Source organism: Paenibacillus sp. FSL H8-0260 (assembly GCF_045040625.1).
Lineage (GTDB): Bacteria > Bacillota > Bacilli > Paenibacillales > Paenibacillaceae > Paenibacillus_AQ > Paenibacillus_AQ odorifer.
The window spans coordinates 5335732-5357590 of sequence record NZ_CP150298.1 but is presented as its reverse complement, the minus strand read 5'-3'; the positions used below and the strand labels follow the sequence as shown (position 1 = coordinate 5357590).

Genomic DNA, 21859 nt, shown 5'->3' with positions numbered 1-21859 from the left:
TTACAATAGGGGGAAGGATTGTAAGCACATACAAAGTGAGGGGAGTCCTCGTGAAGCGATTATATTTGAAACTTACGCCAAGTACCTTTAAGAATCGGATTTTGTTAGCTTTCTTGCTGTTGGTACTAACACCCATTGCCATACTCGTTCTATATAACTTTAAAGAGACAGAACAAATGCTGCAGGATAATGCGGAAACGAAGAACATAGAGCAGCTTATTGGTATTAAGAATGGTTTTGTTGATCTCATGAGTCTCGTGATGAAAACAGGGTCATTACTCGAACAAGATACGACGATTTTATCGATAATGAAGAATCCCGAGCAATCTGATGAAATCACGAGAAAAAAACTCGTTGAAAACAAGTTTGGAGCGATTGAAAATACATTCTTTATGAGTGGAGCGACGGTGTATTATACATTAATCGACCTTCATGGAAACGCATACACTTCCTTTATGCCAAAGGAAACCTTGAGCTACGACGAAATCCAATCAGAGGATTGGGTTCAAGCATTGAAGCGAGAAGGAACGAATCGATATATATGGAATCCGAATGACAAGAATAATGTGGTCCGGGAAAGTACAACAAGTAAGAAAATGCTTAGTCTTTATGAGGTTATGCGTGATAATGGTTTGAATATTTATGCCTATGCAAGATTAAGTATCGATTATGAGGAGTGGTTTACCAGATCAACGTTAGGGAGTAAACAGGAAGGGGCTTTATTTCTACTCGATGCCTTGGGGGGTGTGATGCTTAATCCGCTTAAGGATGAGACTTTTTCCCCTGATATTGCGCAGAGTATTGTGAAGAGTGCCAACCAGCGGCAGGCGGGGCGTGCTGCATCCATTGTCGACCCGAAGGAGGAGAGTTTATACACATACAGCTACATCGAGGAGTTAAATGGCTATGTAGTTAAAAAAGTGCAGCTAGCACAGCTATTTCTTGAGGTAGACAAGCAGAAACGACGGTTTTTTGGTGGATTTGGAATCATTCTGCTGCTATTTGTTCTATTAACTTTTTTCATATCATCGACGATTACAGTACCGCTTAAGAAGCTACAGAAGAAGATGGAAATGACCGCTAAGACGAATCTCAAAATGAAATTACCCGAGCAAGGGCGGGGAGAGATTCTTGCCCTGACTCAGAGTTTCAATATCATGATCCATGATTTAAATGAGCTGTTGCAGCGACTTCAGCTTGAAGAAAAACAGAAGCAATTCGTTCGATTTCAGGTATTACTTTCGCAGATGAACCCGCATTTTCTACTAAATACATTGAATACGATAAAGAGCATTGCCTTAGATAAAGATGATGATGAAATTTATGGAATTTGTGTTTCACTAGGAAAAATATTGGAGACAACCTTAAATACTGAAGTCGATTTGATCCTGTTAAAGGATGAAATCGTACTAATAGAATCTTACATGGAGATACAGCGGCAACGTTTTGGACATGGGATTGAAATTCAATATGATATCAACGAGGAACTGCAATACGCATTAATCCCTAAATTTTGTCTGCAGCCCTTAATTGAAAATAGCTTGATTCACGGCTTCGGTCAGTCTGTAAAACAAGGGAGAATTGATATCTCCGCTAAAGTGACTGAGCAACAGCTGTATCTGCAGGTTAGAGATAACGGCATGGGGATAGAAAGAGCACAGCTGAATAAGGCTACACGGAAACGTAAAGGAATCGGTGTTCAGAATATTAGGGAGAGCTTGGAGCTGTTGTTCAAGAATCAACGGACAGGTATGGACATTGTGTCATCAGACACAGGAACTGAAGTGATCATCCATTTTCCATTCCTTATTTCAAAACCTTACGATGGAGGTAAGCTCACATGTGGAGAACGTTAATTGTGGATGATGAACAACCTGCGGTTAAAAGTATACGGAAGCTATTCTTAAAGGCTGAAATTCCGTTTGAAATTATAGGTGAGGCGGAGAATGGAGAAGTAGGCTTGCAAATGATTCGTGAGCTGCAGCCTGATGTGGTAGTGACGGATATCAATATGCCGGTGATGGATGGGGTGAAGCTTCTTCAAATTGCGCGAGAGGAAGGCTTCGACTGCCGGTTTGTAATGTTGACCGCATTGAGTGAATTTGAATACGCCCGGCAGGCGCTCGTTTTTGGGGCTTCGGACTACATTCTGAAGTTATCTTTAGATCTCCAAGGTTTGAAGCAGACTATGGGTAAGGTTCAGGCCGAGCTGGAGCGAATGATGAAGATGAAGAAGGCCGATAAATGGTTTCCTGAGAAGCAACAAACGGGACCGACAGATCATGTGGAGATGAACAAAATTATAGCTTATATTGAAGAACATTATGCTGAGGACATCTCGCTCAAATCCATGTCAGAGTTGATCCGGATGGATGCCAGCTATATAAGTGACTTATTCAAGAAAAAGACAGGGAAAACGTTGACCAATTATATTCAAGAGCGTCGGATTCAGGCTGGGAAAATGCTGCTTGCAGAGACGAAGCTAACAATTAGCGAGATTGGGCAGCAAGTAGGCTTTGAGAACGATAATTATTTTATAAAAATCTTCAAAAAGTGGTGTGGTGTCACGCCAAATGAATTCCGTAAAGAACCAAAAAACGTTCTATAAGTTCCCAAATGTAGTTCATCCCCCAGAATCCGCTCTGATGATAAAGTTATAGATGTAGAGCACAACACATAATCCTTCCAAGGGGGAAGCTATCTATGAAGAAAAAGTGGTATCCTGCAGTGCTTTCTGTCTTATTAGCAGGTACGATGCTGGCTGGTTGTGGGAGTGGTGGAAGTAATGAATCGCAGGGCAGTGCAAATGGAGAACCAGCAAAGGAGAAAATAAAGCTTACGATGTGGGGGGCAGTTCCTGCAGAAGCCGGGCCTCAAGCTGTAGTTGATAACTGGAATAAAGATCATCCAGATATTCAAGTCGAGTATATCCGTAATGTAAATGACGATGCAGGCAACTTAAAGCTGGACACTGCTTTGATGACCAATCAAAACATAGACCTTTTCATGAACTACGATCTTGCTCATTTACAGAAACGTATGGATGCAGGCGTTGCCTTGGATCTAAGCACGAAAACAGATTATGATATCGACAGCCAGATCGGTGAGGACGCAGCGATGTGGAAAATCAATGATAAATACTATGGGATTCCTACAAAGAAAAACATGGCGTTTGTATGGTTGAACAAAGATATGCTGGATGCAGCAGGATTACCGATTCCTGCGGTGGACTGGACTTGGTCAGATCTTGAGGAGTATGCGAAGAAGCTAACGAAACCTGGTGTGTACGGATTATTGCAGGCAGATTCCTCCTTCGCAACAACGATGGACGGTACGCTTGCTGGAATGGGTGTGAAACAGGCGGATGGTACTTCAAACTTTGGAAATGATCTCTGGAAACAGCAACTGGAAATATTGCATAACATGATGTTCGTGGACAAATCCACACCGGAATATGGGGAGCAGCTGACCAGTAAAATGCCGGTTGACACCATGTTCCTGCAAGGCAAAGCGGCAATGCTGGCAGCAGGTGAGTTTATTTTCCGCAATGCGAACAACTTGAAGGACTATCCGCATGATTTCAAAACCGCGTTCGCCGCTATTCCAAAAGTGAATAAAGATCAAAAGGATTATAAATATTCGGGCGGTGTGGGCGACATGCTTGCTCTTAATGCAAAGTCCAAGAACCTGGATGCGGCTTGGGAGTTCGCAAAATGGTATGCGGATGGCGGTATGCTGCCAATGGCAAGCGGGGGGCGTATTCCAGCCTCTAAGAGTGTGGACAGTAAGGAAGCGATGAGCCTTCTCTTGAATGGTGTAGAAGACAAATATGATACAGATTCAATGAATAATATTGTATTCGGCAAATTCCCATCCTTCCAGCTAAATGTACCTCAACAAGCCATTGATGCACGTAAAGAAGAGTATGAAAAATACTTCTTAAATAAGCAAGATATTGATACCACGATGAAAAATATGCAAACCCGTTCGCAAGAGTTAATGAAATAAAGAAATAGCTGGCACAAAAGAGAAGGAGGAAGAATTCTTCGTTCTTCTCTTTCGTGTACCCATTTTTCAGCATACGAAAGGCGGCGATACCGTGAAGCGGAGAAGCTGGATGGACAGACAAGGCTGGATCGGCATGACTTTTATTCTCCCGAATATGATTGGTATTCTCTTATTCTTTGTGATTCCTGCAATCTTTTCCTTTGTCCTGATGTTTACGAATTATCAATTTTCAAATCCGAATTGGCAATTTACCGGGCTGGATAATCTCAAACGGTTGTTCCATGACGATAATTTCTATGCCTCGATCAAATATACGGTGATATTCCTGATATCGGTTCCAGTATCGATGGTGCTCGCTTTTATTGTGGCGCTATTTCTAAACCGCAGTGTGTATCTTAAAGGATTATTGCGTGGAATGTTTTTCCTGCCGTATATCTCTAGTGGAGTAGCCGTTGCATTTGTCTGGATGCTGCTATTTCAGCCTTCACAGGGACCCATCAATGAACTGCTTCGCTGGATTGGCATAACATCGCCGCCAGGGTGGTTTGCGGATACGGAAACCGCAATGTATGCCATTGATATCGTACAGATCTGGCTGATGCTTGGCTACAATATGATCATATATTTAGCAGCACTACAGGAAATTTCGACAGAACAGCTGGAAGCTGCCCGGATCGATGGTGCAAGCACATTCAAAACAACATGGAAAATTGTATGGCCTCTTGTTAGTCCAACAACTTTTTTATTAATGATTACCGGATTAATTATGACGATGAAATCGTTCTCGATTATTCAAGCCATTACGGCTGGAGGACCTAGCGGAAGTACGACGGTCTTATCACTATTCGTTTATAAAACAGCATTCAGTTATTACGATATGGGATACGCTTCAGTCATTTCATGGTTCTTGTTCGCCGTCATTCTCGTCATTACAGTCATTCAGTGGATCGGCCAAAAGCGCTGGGTTCATTACTAAATAACCCTACAAAGTGGTGCTTTGCGGGACCCCGAAACCATAAATTAAAGGAGCAGGCGGTATGAATGAAAAAGCAGGAAACATGAAGGTGAAGCTGCCAGTAACGATCATCATGTTTGTTCTAGGACTATTTATGATTGTGCCTTTTCTATGGATGCTCAGTACATCTTTTCAGACACCTGCCGAGGTGTTTAACGAATGGCTGCCTTCATCTCTCAACTGGAGCAATCATATTCGGGTGTGGACAGGAAGTTATGATTTTGTTCCGTATTATTTAAATTCACTTAAGATATCGATTATTGGAACTGCGGGAGCTGTGTTTCTATCTGCCCTTGCCGCTTACGGATTTTCACGTACTTCGTTTAAAGGGCGGGATGGCCTATTTGTCATATATCTATCCATGATGATGGTTCCACCGCAGGTGCTTTTTGTTCCTAAGTTTATCATGTTTAACTGGGTTGGGATTTACAATACGCATTTGGCCCTAATCCTTCCAGCCATGTTCTCGATCTTCGGTGTATTTATGCTTCGGCAGTTCTTTATGGGCATTCCTAAGGAAATTACGGAATCTGCTTTTCTGGATGGAGCCGGTCATTACAAAATATTTTTCCGCTTAATTCTGCCATTAGCGAAGCCGGCAATCGCTACGTTTGCTATTCTTGATTTCTCCTGGCAATGGAATGATTATGAGAATGCGCTTGTATTTTTGCAGAGCCCTAAGCTATATACCATTCCGCTTGGATTGCAGAATTTTATTCTTGAGAACAATGTGGATTACAACGGGATGATGGCCGCTTCGTCGGCTGCGATCATTCCAATGATTGTTATCTTCTTCATAGGTCAGAAATATATTATTCAAGGAATTTCTAGCTCGGCTGTGAAAGGCTAACTATAGGAGGGATACTGACATGAGAACAGAAACGGTTAAATCCGATGTGACAGTGGTCGGGGGTGGACTTGCAGGGATGAACGCGGCGATTGCTGCAGCACGTCTTGGGTTAAAGGTAGCACTGGTACAGAATCGTCCTGTACTTGGTGGTAACTCGAGTTCAGAGGTTCGGGTATGGGTATGCGGTGCAACAGGACATGGTGTAAATCGCTATGCACGTGAGACAGGCATTATGGGTGAGCTGTTCATCGAGAATCAATACCGGAACCCGGAAGGGAATCCATATCTATGGGATCTAACCTTGCTCGAAGCGGTGAAGGCAGAATCGAATATCAGCTTGTTCCTAAATACCGATGTACGTGAAGTGGAAGCGGAAGGTGAGGCAGAGGAGCGTACGATTCAGAGTGTGACCGGCTGGATGATGGGATCTGAGCGTTTAATCACGTTCGAGAGCGATGCTTTCATCGATTGTACGGGTGATGGTTTAGTGGGCTTCCTAGCAGGAGCGGATTTCCGATTAGGACGTGAAGCCCGTCATGAATTTAATGAGGAATGGGCACCAGAAGTGCCTGATAATATTACATTAGGCAGTACATTATTATTCTATACACAGGATACTGGAAAACCGGTACGTTATGTTGCACCCTCATTCGCGAAGGATATTACAACAACGTCTATCCCGATCCGCCGGGTCATTCGGAGTGGGGATTCAGGCTGTCACTACTGGTGGATTGAGTGGGGCGGCGAGCTTGATACGGTGGATGAGAATGAACGTATACGTGATGAACTATCCTCTGTTATTTATGGGATTTGGGATTATATCAAAAACTCAGGCCATTTTGATGCCGAGAATATGACGCTTGAGTGGGTTGGCTCGATTCCGGGTAAACGTGAATACAGACGATTTATTGGCGATACGATTCTAACGCAAAATGATATTCTCGCGCAGCGTGAATTTGCAGACCGTATTGGATTTGGTGGCTGGTCGATTGATCTACATCCCCCACAGGGGATGTACGCACAAGAGAGTGGCTCCAAGCATCTGCATGCGGACGGGATCTACCATATTCCATTTGGTTCGCTATATTCGAAGAATGTGCGGAATTTATTCTTCGCGGGTCGTAATATCAGTGCATCTCATGTGGCTTTTGGAACAACACGTGTTATGGCAACCTGTGCGATCATGGGTGAAGCAGCTGGAGCAGGTGCAGCTTTATCCGTCATCAAAGGTGTGACCCCACGTGAAATTCGCGAGCAGCATATGCATGAATTGCAACAGGTGATGTTAAAGCAAGATGCTTCGATTATTGGATTACGTAACGAAGATCCACTGGACCTCGCCAGAAAAAGCGAGATTCATGCATCCAGCACGTTGAATGGTATCCTGCTGGATCGTCCAGCCGAAGCTTATGAGCTTTCTCATGATGTAGGGATTTTGTTTCCGGTTGAAGGAAGTATCCGTGGGTTAAGGCTGCTTGTGTCAGCAAGTATTCAGACGCAGCTGACCGTGGAGATCTGGACGACTGGACGCGCGGAAAATTACGTGCCGGCGGAGTGCAAACAGGTTGATGTTATAACAGTACAGGCTGGAGAGCAGCAATGGATTGAAGTACCGATACAAGAGGAGAAATGTAGTCTTATCGGTGAATGTAATATCTTCGCTATTATTCGAGCTAATGAACACCTTCAATTGCATATTTCAGAAACCCCAATCACTGGTGTCATTACATTTGAGCGAGGTGCTAAATCCGTTGTTGATTCAGCGCTGGAGGATCATCAGCCAGATCAGCCGGTGATAGAGTGGAGCATGAAACAACTTGTACGCAGGCATTTCTGCTTTGCAGTAGAAACATCGGCATATGCTGCATCTAAAGTCATTGATGGGTATGTTCGACCTTTCGCGGGACCACATAGCTGGGTTTCTGAGCCGATGACCGCGGGTAGATCGGAGTGGGTAGAGGCGCGTCTCCCGGATGCTGCTCCAGTCTCCGAAATCCATTTCACCTTTAATGATGATGTCAATGAAGATCTCATCAACTTACATCACCATGAAACGCCATTTCTAGTGATTCCTGAACTGGTAAAGAACTATGATGTAGAGCTGCTCATTGATGGCGCGTGGCAAGTCATGCTCCGTGTCAAAGATAACCATCGCCGGAAGAATGTTCATCGATTAGAGAAGCCTGTCCTTACAGATGCTGTCCGGATCGTTATTCATGAAACTAACGGTGGAGTACATGCCGAACTTGTGGAAATGCGGATTTATCAAGAAGCAACGGCTTTGCCGTCCTTATAGGGACGGTATCCGTTTCTGCGGGAAATACAAAATATATAGGATAACGTAAAACTTATACTTTCTTATATTATAAAATAGAGTTCATTTATAAATGAACGCCCTCGGAGGGAAGCCGTCAGGCTTCCCTTTTCTTGTTTTTTAGATTACACTATTCAAACGATATTTTTATATAAAGGAGACAGCTAATGACAACGAAGACTAATGGCCGTCCCCCTGAGGCTGTATACATTCATATCCCTTTTTGTACCAATAAGTGCTTTTATTGTGATTTTAATTCCTATGTTCTCAAGGATCAGCCAGTTATGGATTATCTCGAAGCTTTGGATCGGGAGATGGAGCAGACCGTCAAGAACACCCCTCCGGGTGTTATCAAAACGATCTTCGTCGGCGGAGGCACACCCACTGTTTTAAAACCTGATGAAATGGCTTATTTCTTAAAGTCTGTTCGCACGCATTTCCCCAACTGGGATAAAGATATTGAATTCTCTATGGAAGCTAACCCTGGAACAACGGATCTGGACAAGCTGACGGTTATGAAAGAAGGCGGCGTGAACCGGGTGAGTTTTGGTGTTCAAGCATTTCAGAACGAGCTGCTCACAGGTATCGGCCGGATTCATAATGTAGATGATGTATACCGGAGCCTAGAGAATGCACGTGCAGTTGGACTAAATAATCTTTCGGTTGACCTGATGTTTGGGCTGCCTAATCAAACTGTTGAGATGTTGGGCGAAAGTATCCGCAAGGCGTTGGAGCTGGATCTACCCCACTATTCTATTTACAGCTTGAAGGTGGAGGAGAATACTCTTTTTCACACGCTGTTTAATAAGAACAAGCTTCCTCTTCCTAATGAAGAAGATGAATTGCAAATGTACCTCCTGTTGATGTCCTCTATGAAGGAAGCGGGTTACAATCAATACGAGATCAGTAACTTCGCGAAACCAGGAATGGAGAGCCGCCATAATATCACCTACTGGCGTAATGAAGATTATTATGGTCTAGGAGCAGGAGCACATGGATATGTGGGGCGTCAGCGGCATATTAATGTTAAGGGCGTAAATCCATATGTAGAAGCCACACGTAAAGGGCTGCCACGACTGGATGCATACCCAATCTCAGAAGCAGAAGCGATGGAAGACTTTATGATGGTCGGCTTGCGTATGCATGAGGGCGTCTCTAATGAAGCTTTTCAGGCGCAATTCGGGCGTTCAATAGAGGAAGTATTCGAGAAATCCTTGCATAAAATGCTGCATGCAGGGCTGTTGGAACAAGAAGCAGGGGTTTACCGACTCAGCAAGCAAGGAATCTTGTTTGGGAACGATGTTTTTGCTGAATTTGTAGGCGCCCTGACAGAAGTTTAATTTTAAAATACCCCTTGAATTGTAATTCACTCTGTTGTATATTTATTCATATTATCAACAGAGGGGTGAACCAAAGTGCTTGCCAAGACGGAAATGATTCGCCATTCGTCTCCAGCGGGAGACGCACAGGTGATTTGTAGAAATGCTGTGGTAGAAGACGTTGAGCCATTGTATCTAATGATAGAAGAGTATGCCCAGCGCGGCATCATGTTGCCCCGTTCCCGGCAGGCGCTGACACGCCAGATCGATCAATTCGTAGTTGCCGAAATCGAAGGCAGATTCGTAGGCTGTGGTTCACTTTTCAAGCTCGGGAATGATCTCGTAGAGATTCGTTCAATTGGATTGAATGATGAAGGCAAGGGTAAAGGCGTAGGCTCCATGATATTGGCGAAGCTGGTCGAGGAAGCTAGGAACCAGAAAATCCCAAAGGTAATGGCACTAACCTATGCTGTTGATTTTTTTCTTAGAAATGGATTTGAAGTCGTCCAGAAAGAGATTTTCCCTGAAAAAGTATGGACAGATTGCGTGAATTGTAAAAAGCAGCATGCCTGCGATGAAATAGCAGTGCTTAAGATACTGAACTGACTTGACAATGTCAATGTCAGTTTGGTATTTTTGTATTAGTGGTTAGCACTCATCTGAGTCGAGTGCTAACGAATCGGAGCCACAGCCGATAGGAGGGAATAACATGTTAACTGATCGCCAGAGAATGATACTAAATGCAATTGTGGATGATTATATTTCATCGGCAGAGCCAGTAGGATCTCGCAGCATTTCTAAACGGGGAGATGTAGGATACAGTCCGGCTACGATTCGAAATGAAATGGCTGACCTGGAGGATTTAGGTTATCTCGAGCAGCCTCATACATCGGCGGGAAGAATTCCTTCCCATAAAGGATACCGATATTATGTGGATCATTTGGTACCGTGGAATTCCGCCGAAACGGCAGAAATGGGCACGATCCGCGCTTTTTTTGCCGAGAAGCTAAATGCAATGGAGCAGGTAATCCAACATGCGGCGATGATTCTTTCCAATATGACGAATTATACTTCCATCCTGCTGGGACCGGAGGTTTTTCATACTTCATTGCGTCATTTTCAGTTGTTACCATTAGATGATACAACCGCTGTGGCCATTATCGTCACAAGTACGGGGCAAGTTGAGAATCGTACGGTGAACATTCCGCCGGAGATTTCTGTTTCCGAGATGGAGAAAGTGGTTAACCTACTGAATAGTAAACTGGTCAATGTACCACTCTATAAGCTGAAGACTCGGCTCTATTCCGAGCTTGGCGAAGAAATGCAGCGTCACATCTCACATTATGAAGAATTAATGCAGGTGCTGGACACCGCGCTGGAAAGCGATCAAGAGCAGCGCATCTATCTCAGCGGAGCAACGAATATGCTGACACAGCCTGAGTTCAAAGACGTAGACAAGGTGAAGAGTATTCTTGATCTGCTGGAAGAGACACCGACACTGCTCAAAATGCTGGCCCCTACAGTGGGTGGCACAGGTATTCAAGTACGAATAGGAACAGAAAACAATCACGAAGCGTTCGCTAACTGTAGTCTGATCACCGCCACTTATTCACTTGATGGGCAGGCACTAGGAAGCATTGGGATCCTTGGGCCGACCCGTATGGAATATGCAAGAGTGATGGGGATCTTGGGCATTTTATCCCGAGATTTGACAGCGATGCTGGCGCACTGGTATAAGTGAACAGAGTCAACATGATTTCGTGAATGATTTTAAGGAGGTGAAGACAACTTGAAAAAGGAACAAGTTCAAGATTCTAATGAATTCAAAGAGGAATTGATCAATGAGGAGCCTGTGGCTGAAGTAGTCTCAGATGCCGACTCATTTACAGCTGAAAACGTTAGTGAAGGTGCTTCAGATACAGGTGCTGAGGTGAAACGCCTACAGGATCTTGCTGATGAATATCAAGGTCGTGCATTGCGTGCACAAGCTGATTTTGATAACTTCCGTCGTCGTACCCAGAAGGAAAAAGAAGAGTTGGCTCAATATGCTACCTCCAAGCTCCTGACGGAATTGCTTTCCGTGCTGGACAATTTCGAGCGTGCGTTAGTCACTACTCCAGCTAATCCTGAATCCGAAGCTTTCGCGAAGGGCGTTAATATGATTTTCCGTCAGCTGGATGGGGTATTGAAGGCTGAGGGGCTTACAGCTATGGAAACAGTAGGACAGCCTTTTAATCCTGAATACCATCAGGCTATTATGCAGGTTGAGAGCGAGGAGTACGAAGAGGGTATCGTTACAGAAGAGGTTCAAAAGGGATATCTTCTGAAAGATAGAGTTCTTCGTCCGGCCATGGTCAAAGTCAGCATGTAGTCTGTCTATATAGGACGGGCAGTTTCTGCTCGCCATAAAGCAGCAGTGCGTTTGCCTACTATTTATCCGATTGCAGGCTGTTGCCCGGATAGTTTATTATCAATCGAATTTTTTTAATATTTTTATAAATTTATTGAGCTTAGGCTCCATATAACTTTAGAGGAGGCAAATTATTGTGAGTAAAGTTATCGGTATTGACTTAGGAACCACGAACTCTTGCGTTGCCGTTATGGAAGGCGGCGAAGCCGTAGTAATTCCAAATCCAGAAGGCGCGCGTACAACCCCTTCGGTTGTAGGCTTTAAGAAAGACGGCGAGCGTATCGTCGGTGAAACGGCTAAACGCCAAGCGATTACTAACCCTGATCGTACGATCAGCTCTGTTAAACGTCACATGGGTACTAACCACAAAGAAAGCATTGATGGTAAAGACTACTCCCCACAAGAAATTTCGGCAATGATTCTGCAAAAGCTGAAATCCGATGCAGAGGCTTATCTTGGCCAAACTGTTACTCAAGCAGTTATCACTGTTCCTGCTTATTTTAATGACAGCCAACGTCAAGCTACCAAAGATGCAGGTAAAATTGCAGGTTTGGAAGTTCTGCGTATTGTGAACGAGCCAACAGCAGCAGCTTTGGCATATGGTCTGGAGAAATCCGAAGATCAAACCATTCTAGTCTATGACCTTGGTGGCGGTACTTTTGACGTATCCATCCTTGAACTTGGTGATGGCTTTTTCGAAGTAAAAGCTACAAGCGGCGACAACAAGCTGGGTGGCGACGACTTTGACCAAGTGGTTATGGATTACCTGGTATCCGAATTCAAAAAAGAGCAAGGCATTGATCTGAGCAAAGATAAATCTGCTGTACAACGTTTGAAAGATGCAGCTGAAAAAGCGAAAAAAGAATTGTCGGGCGTACTGACAACAACTGTATCGCTTCCGTTCATCACTGTGGTTGACGGCGTACCTCAGCACTTAGAGATCAACTTGACTCGTGCAAAATTTGATGAATTGACTGCTGGTCTGGTAGAACGTACTTTGGGACCAACTCGTCAAGCATTGTCTGATGCTGGTATGACCCCTGCAGACCTTACTAGAATCGTTCTGGTTGGTGGTTCTACACGTATCCCAGCTGTACAAGATGCTATCAAAAAGCTTACTGGCAAAGAACCACACAAAGGTGTGAATCCGGATGAAGTAGTAGCTCTTGGTGCTGCTGTTCAAGCGGGTGTATTGACTGGTGATGTTAAAGACGTTGTATTGCTTGACGTAACTCCGCTTTCCCTGGGTATCGAAACTGCAGGTGGCGTGTTCACGAAGATGATCGAGCGTAATACTACGATTCCTACAAGCAAATCCCAAGTATTCTCAACCTTTGCTGACAACCAACCTAGCGTAGAGATTCACGTGCTGCAAGGTGAGCGTCAAATGGCAAATGGCAACAAGACACTGGGACGCTTCATGCTGAACGAGATTCCACCAGCACCACGTGGCGTGCCACAAATCGAAGTTTCTTTCGATATTGATGCCAATGGTATCGTAAATGTATCTGCAACAGATAAAGGCACGAACAAGAGCCAAAAAATCACTATCACTTCTTCCAGCGGCCTGAGCGACGCAGAAGTAGAACAAATGATGAAGGATGCCGAGCTTCACGCTGAGGAAGACCGTAAGCGTAAAGAACTGGTGGAAGCGAAGAACGGTGCTGACCAACTCGTGTATTCTACTGAAAAAGTAATTAAAGACCTTGGCGATAAAGCTGATGCTTCTGATGTTGAAAAAGCAAATGAAGCTAAAGATAAAGTTAAAGCAGCACTTGAAACTGACAATCTTGAAGAAATCAATGCAGCTACAGAAGCATTGACTGAGATTGTACAACAGTTGTCCATGAAGCTGTACGAACAAGCTGCTCAAGCTGAGCAAGGTGCTGAAGGTGGCGATGGAGCCGCTGAAGGCGCTCCTAAAAAAGATAATGTAGTTGACGCTGACTATGAGGTTGTTGACGAAGATAAGAATCAAGGGTAACCTTATACGATAAGTGTAATAGGAAACTGATAAATTCTTATATAGTTAAGAAGGGAAGGTCAAAACCGGGTCATCCCGTGTTTTGACTTTCCTTTTGTAATATCAGATTGCACACTCTTTGCGAATGCGCCTTCTGATATTGTAAGAATAAACATCGCTGAATCTGGATGGTCAGATCCTGAGGTTTTATCGTATAATGGTTTGTTTGACAGGTAATAAGGAATTTGAGTATGTATGCACGGAGGTGAAAGCAGTGGCAGATAAACGCGATTATTATGAAGTGCTTGGCCTTAGTAGAGATGCTTCAGACGATGAGGTGAAAAAAGCGTACCGGAAATTGGCGCGCCAATATCACCCAGACGTGAATAAAGCAGATGACGCTGAAGCTAAGTTTAAGGAAGTAAAAGAAGCTTATGATGTTCTTAGTGATGGACAACAGCGAGCTAGATATGACCAATATGGCCATATTGACCCTAACCAAGGTATGGGCGGCTTCGGAGGCGGCGGTGGTGGCGACTTCGGAGGGCTTGGCGATATCTTTGATATGTTCTTTGGAGGCGGCGGACGCCGTGATCCTAACGCACCGCAGCGCGGTGGGGATTTGCAGTATACCATGACCATTGAATTCAAGGAAGCGGTATTCGGCAAAGAAACCGATATTACTATTCCACGTACAGAAACTTGCGATACCTGCTACGGCTCCGGGGCTAAACCGGGCACTAAACCAGAGACTTGTTCCGTATGTCATGGTAGTGGACAACAGGAATTCGTACAGAATACACCGCTTGGACAGATGCGTAATCGTCGTCCTTGTTCACATTGCAGTGGTACAGGTAAGATTATTAAGGAAAAATGTACGACTTGCGCCGGACAGGGTAAGGTTAAAAAGCAACGCAAGATCCATGTGCGTATCCCGGCCGGTGTTGATGACGGTGCACAGCTGCGCATGACTGGCGAAGGCGAAGGCGGCTTACGCGGCGGTCCTGCTGGAGACTTGTATATTGTTATCCGTGTTAAATCGCATGATTTCTTCGTGCGTGAGAACGATGATATTATGTGCGAGGTTCCGCTTACGTTTGCACAGGCAGCACTTGGTGATGAGATTGAAATTCCAACCTTAACCGAAAAAGTGAAGCTGAAGATTCCTGCCGGAACGCAAACAGGCACTTTCTTCCGCCTCAAAGGTAAAGGTGTTCCACGTCTGCGTGGATCTGGCCAAGGTGATCAGCATGTACGGGTAATTGTTGTGACACCTAGCAAGCTCAATGAAGAGCAAAAAGAATTGCTACGCCAGTTCGCTTCTCTGAACGGAGAAAACACACATGAGCACGAGCAGTCCTTCTTTGATCGTGTGAAACGTGCGTTTCGCGGGGACTGATATCCTAACTCATTCATTCAGTAAATGAATAGAAAAAGACAGCAGAGCAGCGATCCTCCCGTTATTGGGGGATCGCTGCTCTGCGTTTTTGTTTAGCATGAGATTATGGCAGGGCCATTTAACTAACCTCATGCAATTCTTTGGATGAGCTGTGATGCTGGAACCTGCGGAATTCTGCGTGTTTGGCTAACTCGGCCAATCCCGTAACCCCGGTAAACCTGGTAACGCCGGTAAATTTGGTAACCCCGGTGACCCCGGTGACCCCGACAAGCCCGGCAACCCCGGCAACCGCGAACCGCGAACCGCGAACCGCGAACCCTGTAACCTTGAAACCCCCGACTGGTCTGCCAGCTTTTTTAACACACTATCTGTTTTGAATTATCTACGTGTGCTAACGGACCCAGTTGACGCTATTTGCAAATTAATCGCCTTTTGAGCGAAGTTTCGGACTTCAGTGCAGCTATTGCCCAGAAAAGCGCTCATATTTGGTGCTTTTCGTGCTAATAGCGACTATGGGGTCCGTTGGCATGGCAAATGTCGCATAATCCAGCGTTTAAGTGCAACAGTGTCCGATAGCGCCGAGAATAATCATCTGAGTGGATGGGACCCGGAGAAGCTGGAGGCATACGGACCCAGTTGACGCTATTTGCAAATTTATCGCCTTTTGAGCGAAGTTTCGGACTCCAGTGCAGCTATTGCCCAGAAAAGCGCTCATATTTGGTGCTTTTCGTGCTAATAGCGACTATGGGGTCCGTTGGCATGGCAAATATCGCATAATCCAGCGTTTAAGTGCAACAGTGTCCGATAGCGCCGAGAATAATCATCTGAGTGGATGGGACCCGGAGAAGCTGGAGGCATACGGACCCAGTTGACGCTATTTGCAAATTAATCGCCTTTTGAGCGAAGTTTCGGACTTCAGTGCAGCTATTGCCCAGAAAAGCGCTCATATTTGGTGCTTTTCGTGCTAATAGCGACTATGGGGTCCGTTGGCATGGCAAATGTCGCATAATCCAGCGTTTAAGTACAACAGTGTCCGATAGCGCCGAGAATAATCATTTGAGTGGATGGGACCCGGAGAAGCTGGAGGCATACGGACCCAGTTGACGCTATTTGCAAATTTATCGCCTTTTGAGCGAAGTTTCGGACTCCAGTGCAGCTATTGCCCAGAAAAGCGCTCATATTTGGTGCTTTTCGTGCTAATAGCGACTATGGGGTCCGTTGGCATGGCAAATAGCGCATAATCCAGCGTTTAAGTGCAACAGTGTCCGATAGCGCCGAGAATAATCATCCGAGTGGATAGGACCCGGAAGACGCTGGAGGCAAACGGACCCAGCTGACGCTATTTGCAAATTTATCGCCTTTTGAGCGAAGTTTCGGACTTCAGTGCAGCTATTGCCCAGAAAAGCGCTCATATTTGGTGTTTTTCGTGCTAATAGCGACTATGAGGTCCGTTGGCATGGCAAAAGTCGCATAAATCAGCGTTTAAGTGCAACGGTGTCCGATAGTGCCGAGCATAATCTTCTGCGTGGATAGGACCCGGAAGAGGCTGGAGGCATACGGACCCAGATGACGCTATTTGCACATTTTTCTCCTTTTGAGCGAAGTTTCGGACTCCAGTGCAGCTATTGCTCAGAAAAGCGCCCATGATTGGTGTTTTACGTGCTAATAGTGACTATGGGGTCCGTTGGCATGGCAAAAGTCGCATAAATCAGCGTTTAAGTGCAACTGTGTCCGATAGTTGCCTCGTATACGCCGCAGATGTGACCTTAAGACGAGAAAGCCCCAGCAGCCAAATGGCTGCTGGGGCTTTCTTTGAGAGTTCAACTAGATACTGGTTAAGAACGTAGGTCCTCAAACACACGGCTCAGAATGGTTGCTGCTTGTGCACGAGTCAGAGTGCCTTGTGGATTGAAGTTGTCCGCACCAACGCCCTTGAGATAACCTTTGCTTACAGCATAGGCTACGGCGTTTCGTGCTTCTGCAGCGATGTTATCGGCATCCTTAAAGCTCAAAGGAGTCTTAGCCACTGTAAGATCAGCGCCTAGGGCCTCAGCAATGATAAGGGCTGCTTCTTCGCGAGTCAGCACATCGCGTGAACCACTTTGTTTGATACGTGCATTCCAAGTGTCACCTTTTCCGAGTAGACGGTCGAAGAGCGTTAGCAGTTCCGCTTGATTTAAGGTGTCAGCAGGCTTGAAGCTGCCATCGGTTCCTTTGCCGGCAATGATGCCATGAGCAGCAAGAACTTCGATATCGCCTTTAGCCCAGTGTGTGCCGATATCCTTGAAGCTTACATTACGGGATGCCACGCTATAAGAGCCGTCACCAGTAACTGTAAACTGTAGAATACCTTCTTTAGAGAAAGATCCAGGTTGCAGATAGGACCATTTATGATCCTTTGTTTCTGCATAGGCGGCAGTTTTTCGAGCATCACGTAGACTGCTGTCTTTTAGATTAAGCTGAAGGGTAACCGGCTTTCCGGTTGTCCAACCATTTTTGATGGTAAGAATGGAAGAACCAATATTGATCGCAGCTGAGCTTCCTGATAACACTGCTGCATCACTAGCATCAGCCAGACTTATCGTAAGCAACAAACCACTGCTGCTAATGAAATCCGGAAGGGTTGCCGCTGGAATAAGAACATTGAACCCATTACCGTTAAGGCTGAGTGCATTCTCCGATTTCTTCAACTGTTCAGCTTGCGCCGGGGTAAGCGTAATAACAACTTGGCTATACTTATTGAAATTCACATCGCTAAGATCAAGTACAGAAGTCTTATCTTTTGCATTCTGAATCGAATTTGTTAATGCAGTATCTAAGATATTAAACACCGCTGAAGCTTTACCACCAGCTGGATCGGCTGTCTCTACTAGCTTCCCGGATTTCGAAGAAGGTCCAGGAGTGGGAGTGCTGGCTGCTGTAGGTACATACGACTCAGAAGATGGAGGCGATGTAGGCGATGGTGTCGGTGTTGGTGTTTCTGTTGGATCTGGCGTTGCTGATGGTGTTGGTGTTGGCGTTGGTGTAGGTTTTTCAGGTGTGTTTACAGTTACACTTACTGTTCTCAAACCAGATGGGATAGTTGATGTTGTGGCATCATTCCAAATCTGGACATCATATAGCTCAAAGGAATAATCTCCTGCTGTTGCTGGTTCGAAGGTTATTTGGGCTAGTGAGCCAGAGCCGTGATAAGCACCTCCTGACAGATTGACACTATATTGTGTCAGTTTGTGGCCGTCTCCAAGGTCATACGTTTGTGAATATTCTGTAAGTGGAACACTAGAGAAATGCTCCTCTTGATACGTAACCAGTTGTACGCTTGGCTGGATTACTGGTGTTTCAAGGGAATCATCGTATATGACACCGAATGAAGCCCCATAGACGCCATAAACCTCGTCTGTCACAGAATAATCTAAATCAACGGTCACAGATTGTCCTACTTCAATGGTGGATGCAGAAAGAGCCGGAGTTACTGTGAAAGTTCCGTCCCCTGTGCTATAAAGCAGCCGCTGAACGTAATCATCGTCGTCTGCACCATTGCCAACTTTATCGACCACATGGACTTTGTACTCATTTAGCCCCTCGTTAACAGGAACATCAATGGTAAAGGCACCGTTATTTGCAATCACACCGCCAAATTTATAAGCATTCCCATCATAATGTTTGCCTTCGGCATATACGGTAAACCAGTTTCCAATAGGGTTTGTATTAGAAATATAATAGGCCATTAGGTCATCATCAATGAAACCACTAATTTGTGCCACGCCAGGATCGGTTGGCGCTTCACGTTCATACTCCTCAATGGTGATGCCAGAAACTTGCGGCTTCTCGGTATCAATTGTGAACTCGGTCTTTTGTTTCTCAAGCAGTTGCCCATTGGGAAGCACAGGAATGATGTAGTAGTGACCATCTGCTAAAGTAGACTTGGCGGAGGTCTCCAGGTCTGTTAATGTTCCATCCCAATTTGGAACTTCGTATACACCACGATAGATCTTCTCATCGATCGCATAAACTTCACCTAAAACTGTTGCAGGAGCATCTTTTGAAGAGGCAACGAAACTTATGCCTTCCAACTCTTCATTGACAGAAAAGGAAAAGGTGGTGTCGTCGGAGCGACCATCACCATTAGGTGAAATTTGTGGACTTTCAAAAGAGAGCTGATTAATAGGTGCTACATTAAATTGGTCACCTACAACAACGTTAAATGGCAGACGAAGGGTTTCTGTATCAGAGGTAAGTAACAGGATGCCTTCATGTGCGCCCTCTTTTGCTGTTTTAGATACATTGAGTGTGAATTGTGCATATTGATCTGCCCCTGAGGTAACGCTGTTTGGTGCAAAATCAATACTAATATCAGTAGGAGCTTCTGTCAGCCATTTGGTGGACAGGGTGTATGTTTCTCCATTCCCTTTAAAGTCCTCTACATAGACAGCTTTCGTTACAGTAACACCCTTTGGCTGTAAGCCGAAGGATAAGGAACCTGTGTAATAAGGAATTTCAACAGTACCCGGAAGACCGCTGTTAAGGATCTCACCGACTTTAGCAATGGATTTAGCGTTTATCGACTTCTCCAGATTAATTAAACCTGCACCTTGTTGGTACAAGGAGTAAGAATTCCCATCACGGTTAAAAATAGGATCAGCATTGTTCATCAGCAGAGCTTTAATTTCATTTGGCTTCAGATCAGAGTTTTTACTCAGTAACAAAGCCACAGCTCCTACAACATGTGGGGTTGCCATGCTAGTGCCATTTTTTAAGCCGAAAGCATGGTCATAGTTCCCATCCCAGCTAGGGATCGTCGAGTTGATATTGACTCCGGGCGCTACAACATCAGGTTTTATTAGATAATCGGGCATCCCTGGACCCATAGAACTGAAGTTTGCTAACTGATTTACTTCAAGCGCTATATAGTAACTGATTATATCTTTAGCCGCAGCCATCTGAGTTTTTATTTTTTTGCCATCGGCTTGACTGATTCCGTAGGTAGGAATGTAATCCCCAGGCGCACCAAGGGTGGGGCTGATTTCACCAGGCTCATTATTGGCAATCAGCAGAAGCTTCGCACCAGCAGCTTTGGCATTAAGAGATTTGTCTGAGAAGCTCAGCGAGCCCCGATCAACAAGCACTACCTTATCTTTGACATCCAGATTTTTGTAATCGGAAGGACTCCCAAGACCAGCGAAAACGATCTTACTGCCAGCAATATTATCGATTAAATCTGGGGAGTAACTGGCTAATGTTCCGGGAATCTTTTTAACATCGCCAATATCAAAGAAAGGGGTATTTATCGGAGTAGTAGAAGCTCCAACACTAAGCGCGAGTTGGGCACCAGCGGGTTCGCCCAGTGTTCCTGCATCAGGACCAGCGTTACCGGCGGCAACAATAACGTTCACGCCCGATTTTACGGTATTGTCTATCGCGATTGAACTCGCGGAATAGCTTTGGTTGACACTAGAGCCTAGAGAAAGGTTAATAACATCTGCTCCGTCATCGACTGCTTTCTCAATACCCGCAATTACATCCGCTGTGGAACCAGATCCATAGGGACCAAGTACGCGATACGCATACAATTCTACCTCAGGTGCCACATCTAAAATTGTCCCGGCAACGTGTGTACCATGCGAGGTTTCGTAAGGAGTACCTGCTCTTGGAGGGAAGTTAGCATCAGGGGCTGTTTCAGCCGGATCATCATCCTGATCATATACATCATAGCCACCCTTATAATTATCTTTTAACAAAGGGTGATTCTTATCAATACCAGTATCGACAACAGCTACCTGTATATCTTTGCCTGTGTACCCTAAATCATGTAGTTTGTCCGCGCCTATTAGCTTGCCGCTGTCTGAATAGGAACGTGTAACAGGTAATGTCGCTACTTCAACACTGTCTGCTAGTGCATGTACTTCTTCATTTGGATAGATAGCCGCAACGCCTGGAAGCTCTAACAGCTTGTTTACTTGATTGGCTGGCAGCGTAATGGAATACCCGTTAAAAATCTCACTGTATTCAAAACCGATATCGGCATCGATTTTCTGTGTTGAGGAAATAAAGCTTTTATGCTCTGAGATAATTTTACTGCGTTGTGAGGAGACTGAGGATCGTAAAGAATAAGTTTTTGCCTCATTTACATACACACTGACTGGTTTATTAGTCAATTCCACAATTACTGAAACTGGTGCTGAACCTTTGAGTATTCCAGCATAGTTATGAGGGGTTACACTTTGAGACTGTACATCCGTAACCAGGGTTGAAGATTCAAGGGATGAGTTCGCAAATGCAGCTGATGGAAAAAGAACAGACACAGCCAGTCCGAAGCTTGCCGCTCCAATACCAAATCTTTGAATAGAGTGTTTAAAGGTACGTTTCAAATAAGTTCATCCTCCCAAATGAATTTTTTGTATTGCAATGTGTCTGTGGTTCTCCTCCTCAATTTAAAATGTAAAAAATTATGAAAATTAAATTTATTCTACAGCTATAACTTCAAATCGAATATACAACTTTAGTACCATATTGCAGCGAAGCGTTGAAGAAAATGTCGAATTCCTAGTAGATAAGTGGAATATAAGAAAATCAGAGCATAA

General features: G+C 44.8%; 13 protein-coding genes. 12 read left to right on the top strand and 1 reads right to left on the bottom strand.

All coding sequences use genetic code 11. The features are described from left to right. Positions 1-50 precede the first annotated feature (50 nt). From MHI51_RS23850 to dnaJ, 12 genes are all read left to right on the top strand, one after another. Positions 51-1856, top strand: coding sequence for a histidine kinase (locus MHI51_RS23850; RefSeq protein WP_341003612.1), 1806 nt, complete (start codon positions 51-53; stop codon positions 1854-1856). Next, complete coding sequence (locus MHI51_RS23845) at positions 1841-2608, top strand: response regulator (RefSeq protein WP_405173302.1); 768 nt, start codon at positions 1841-1843, stop codon at positions 2606-2608. The genes MHI51_RS23850 and MHI51_RS23845 overlap by 16 nt, the downstream gene beginning before the upstream one ends. Positions 2609-2703: 95 nt before the next feature. Continuing rightward, positions 2704-4008, top strand: a complete 1305-nt coding sequence (locus MHI51_RS23840; protein WP_076141557.1) for an ABC transporter substrate-binding protein — start codon at positions 2704-2706, stop codon at positions 4006-4008. A gap of 91 nt (positions 4009-4099) precedes the next feature. Then, on the top strand, positions 4100-4984 hold the full coding sequence (locus MHI51_RS23835; protein ID WP_249267723.1) for a carbohydrate ABC transporter permease: 885 nt from the start codon (positions 4100-4102) through the stop codon (positions 4982-4984). Positions 4985-5045: 61 nt separating this feature from the next. Beyond that, complete coding sequence (locus MHI51_RS23830; RefSeq protein WP_076129699.1) at positions 5046-5873, top strand: carbohydrate ABC transporter permease; 828 nt, start codon at positions 5046-5048, stop codon at positions 5871-5873. A 19-nt stretch (positions 5874-5892) separates the two neighbouring features. Continuing rightward, complete coding sequence (locus MHI51_RS23825; protein ID WP_340392636.1) at positions 5893-8169, top strand: FAD-dependent oxidoreductase; 2277 nt, start codon at positions 5893-5895, stop codon at positions 8167-8169. A gap of 185 nt (positions 8170-8354) precedes the next feature. Beyond that, positions 8355-9527, top strand: a complete 1173-nt coding sequence (hemW, locus tag MHI51_RS23820) for a radical SAM family heme chaperone HemW (RefSeq protein ID WP_076105910.1) — start codon at positions 8355-8357, stop codon at positions 9525-9527. A gap of 93 nt (positions 9528-9620) precedes the next feature. Beyond that, positions 9621-10112: an N-acetyltransferase gene (locus MHI51_RS23815; RefSeq protein WP_051490987.1), complete on the top strand. Its 492-nt coding sequence runs from the start codon at positions 9621-9623 to the stop codon at positions 10110-10112. A gap of 103 nt (positions 10113-10215) precedes the next feature. After that, positions 10216-11247 (top strand): heat-inducible transcriptional repressor HrcA, encoded by a 1032-nt coding sequence (gene hrcA / locus MHI51_RS23810; RefSeq protein ID WP_036677493.1) that lies wholly within the window; start codon positions 10216-10218, stop codon positions 11245-11247. Positions 11248-11295: 48 nt separating this feature from the next. Further along, entirely contained in the window at positions 11296-11877 is a 582-nt protein-coding gene (grpE, locus tag MHI51_RS23805; RefSeq protein ID WP_036677491.1) for a nucleotide exchange factor GrpE, read from the top strand. A gap of 175 nt (positions 11878-12052) precedes the next feature. Beyond that, entirely contained in the window at positions 12053-13900 is a 1848-nt protein-coding gene (dnaK, locus tag MHI51_RS23800; RefSeq protein WP_076220088.1) for a molecular chaperone DnaK, read from the top strand. Between the two features lie 253 nt (positions 13901-14153). Further along, on the top strand, positions 14154-15278 hold the full coding sequence (gene dnaJ, locus MHI51_RS23795) for a molecular chaperone DnaJ (protein ID WP_036677487.1): 1125 nt from the start codon (positions 14154-14156) through the stop codon (positions 15276-15278). Positions 15279-17113: 1835 nt separating this feature from the next. Here the strand turns inward: dnaJ and MHI51_RS23790 are convergent. Continuing rightward, positions 17114-21646 carry a S8 family serine peptidase gene (locus tag MHI51_RS23790; RefSeq protein ID WP_342410071.1) on the bottom strand — a complete coding sequence of 1511 codons (4533 nt, stop codon included), beginning with the start codon at positions 21644-21646 and terminating at the stop codon, positions 17114-17116. Positions 21647-21859 lie beyond the last annotated feature (213 nt).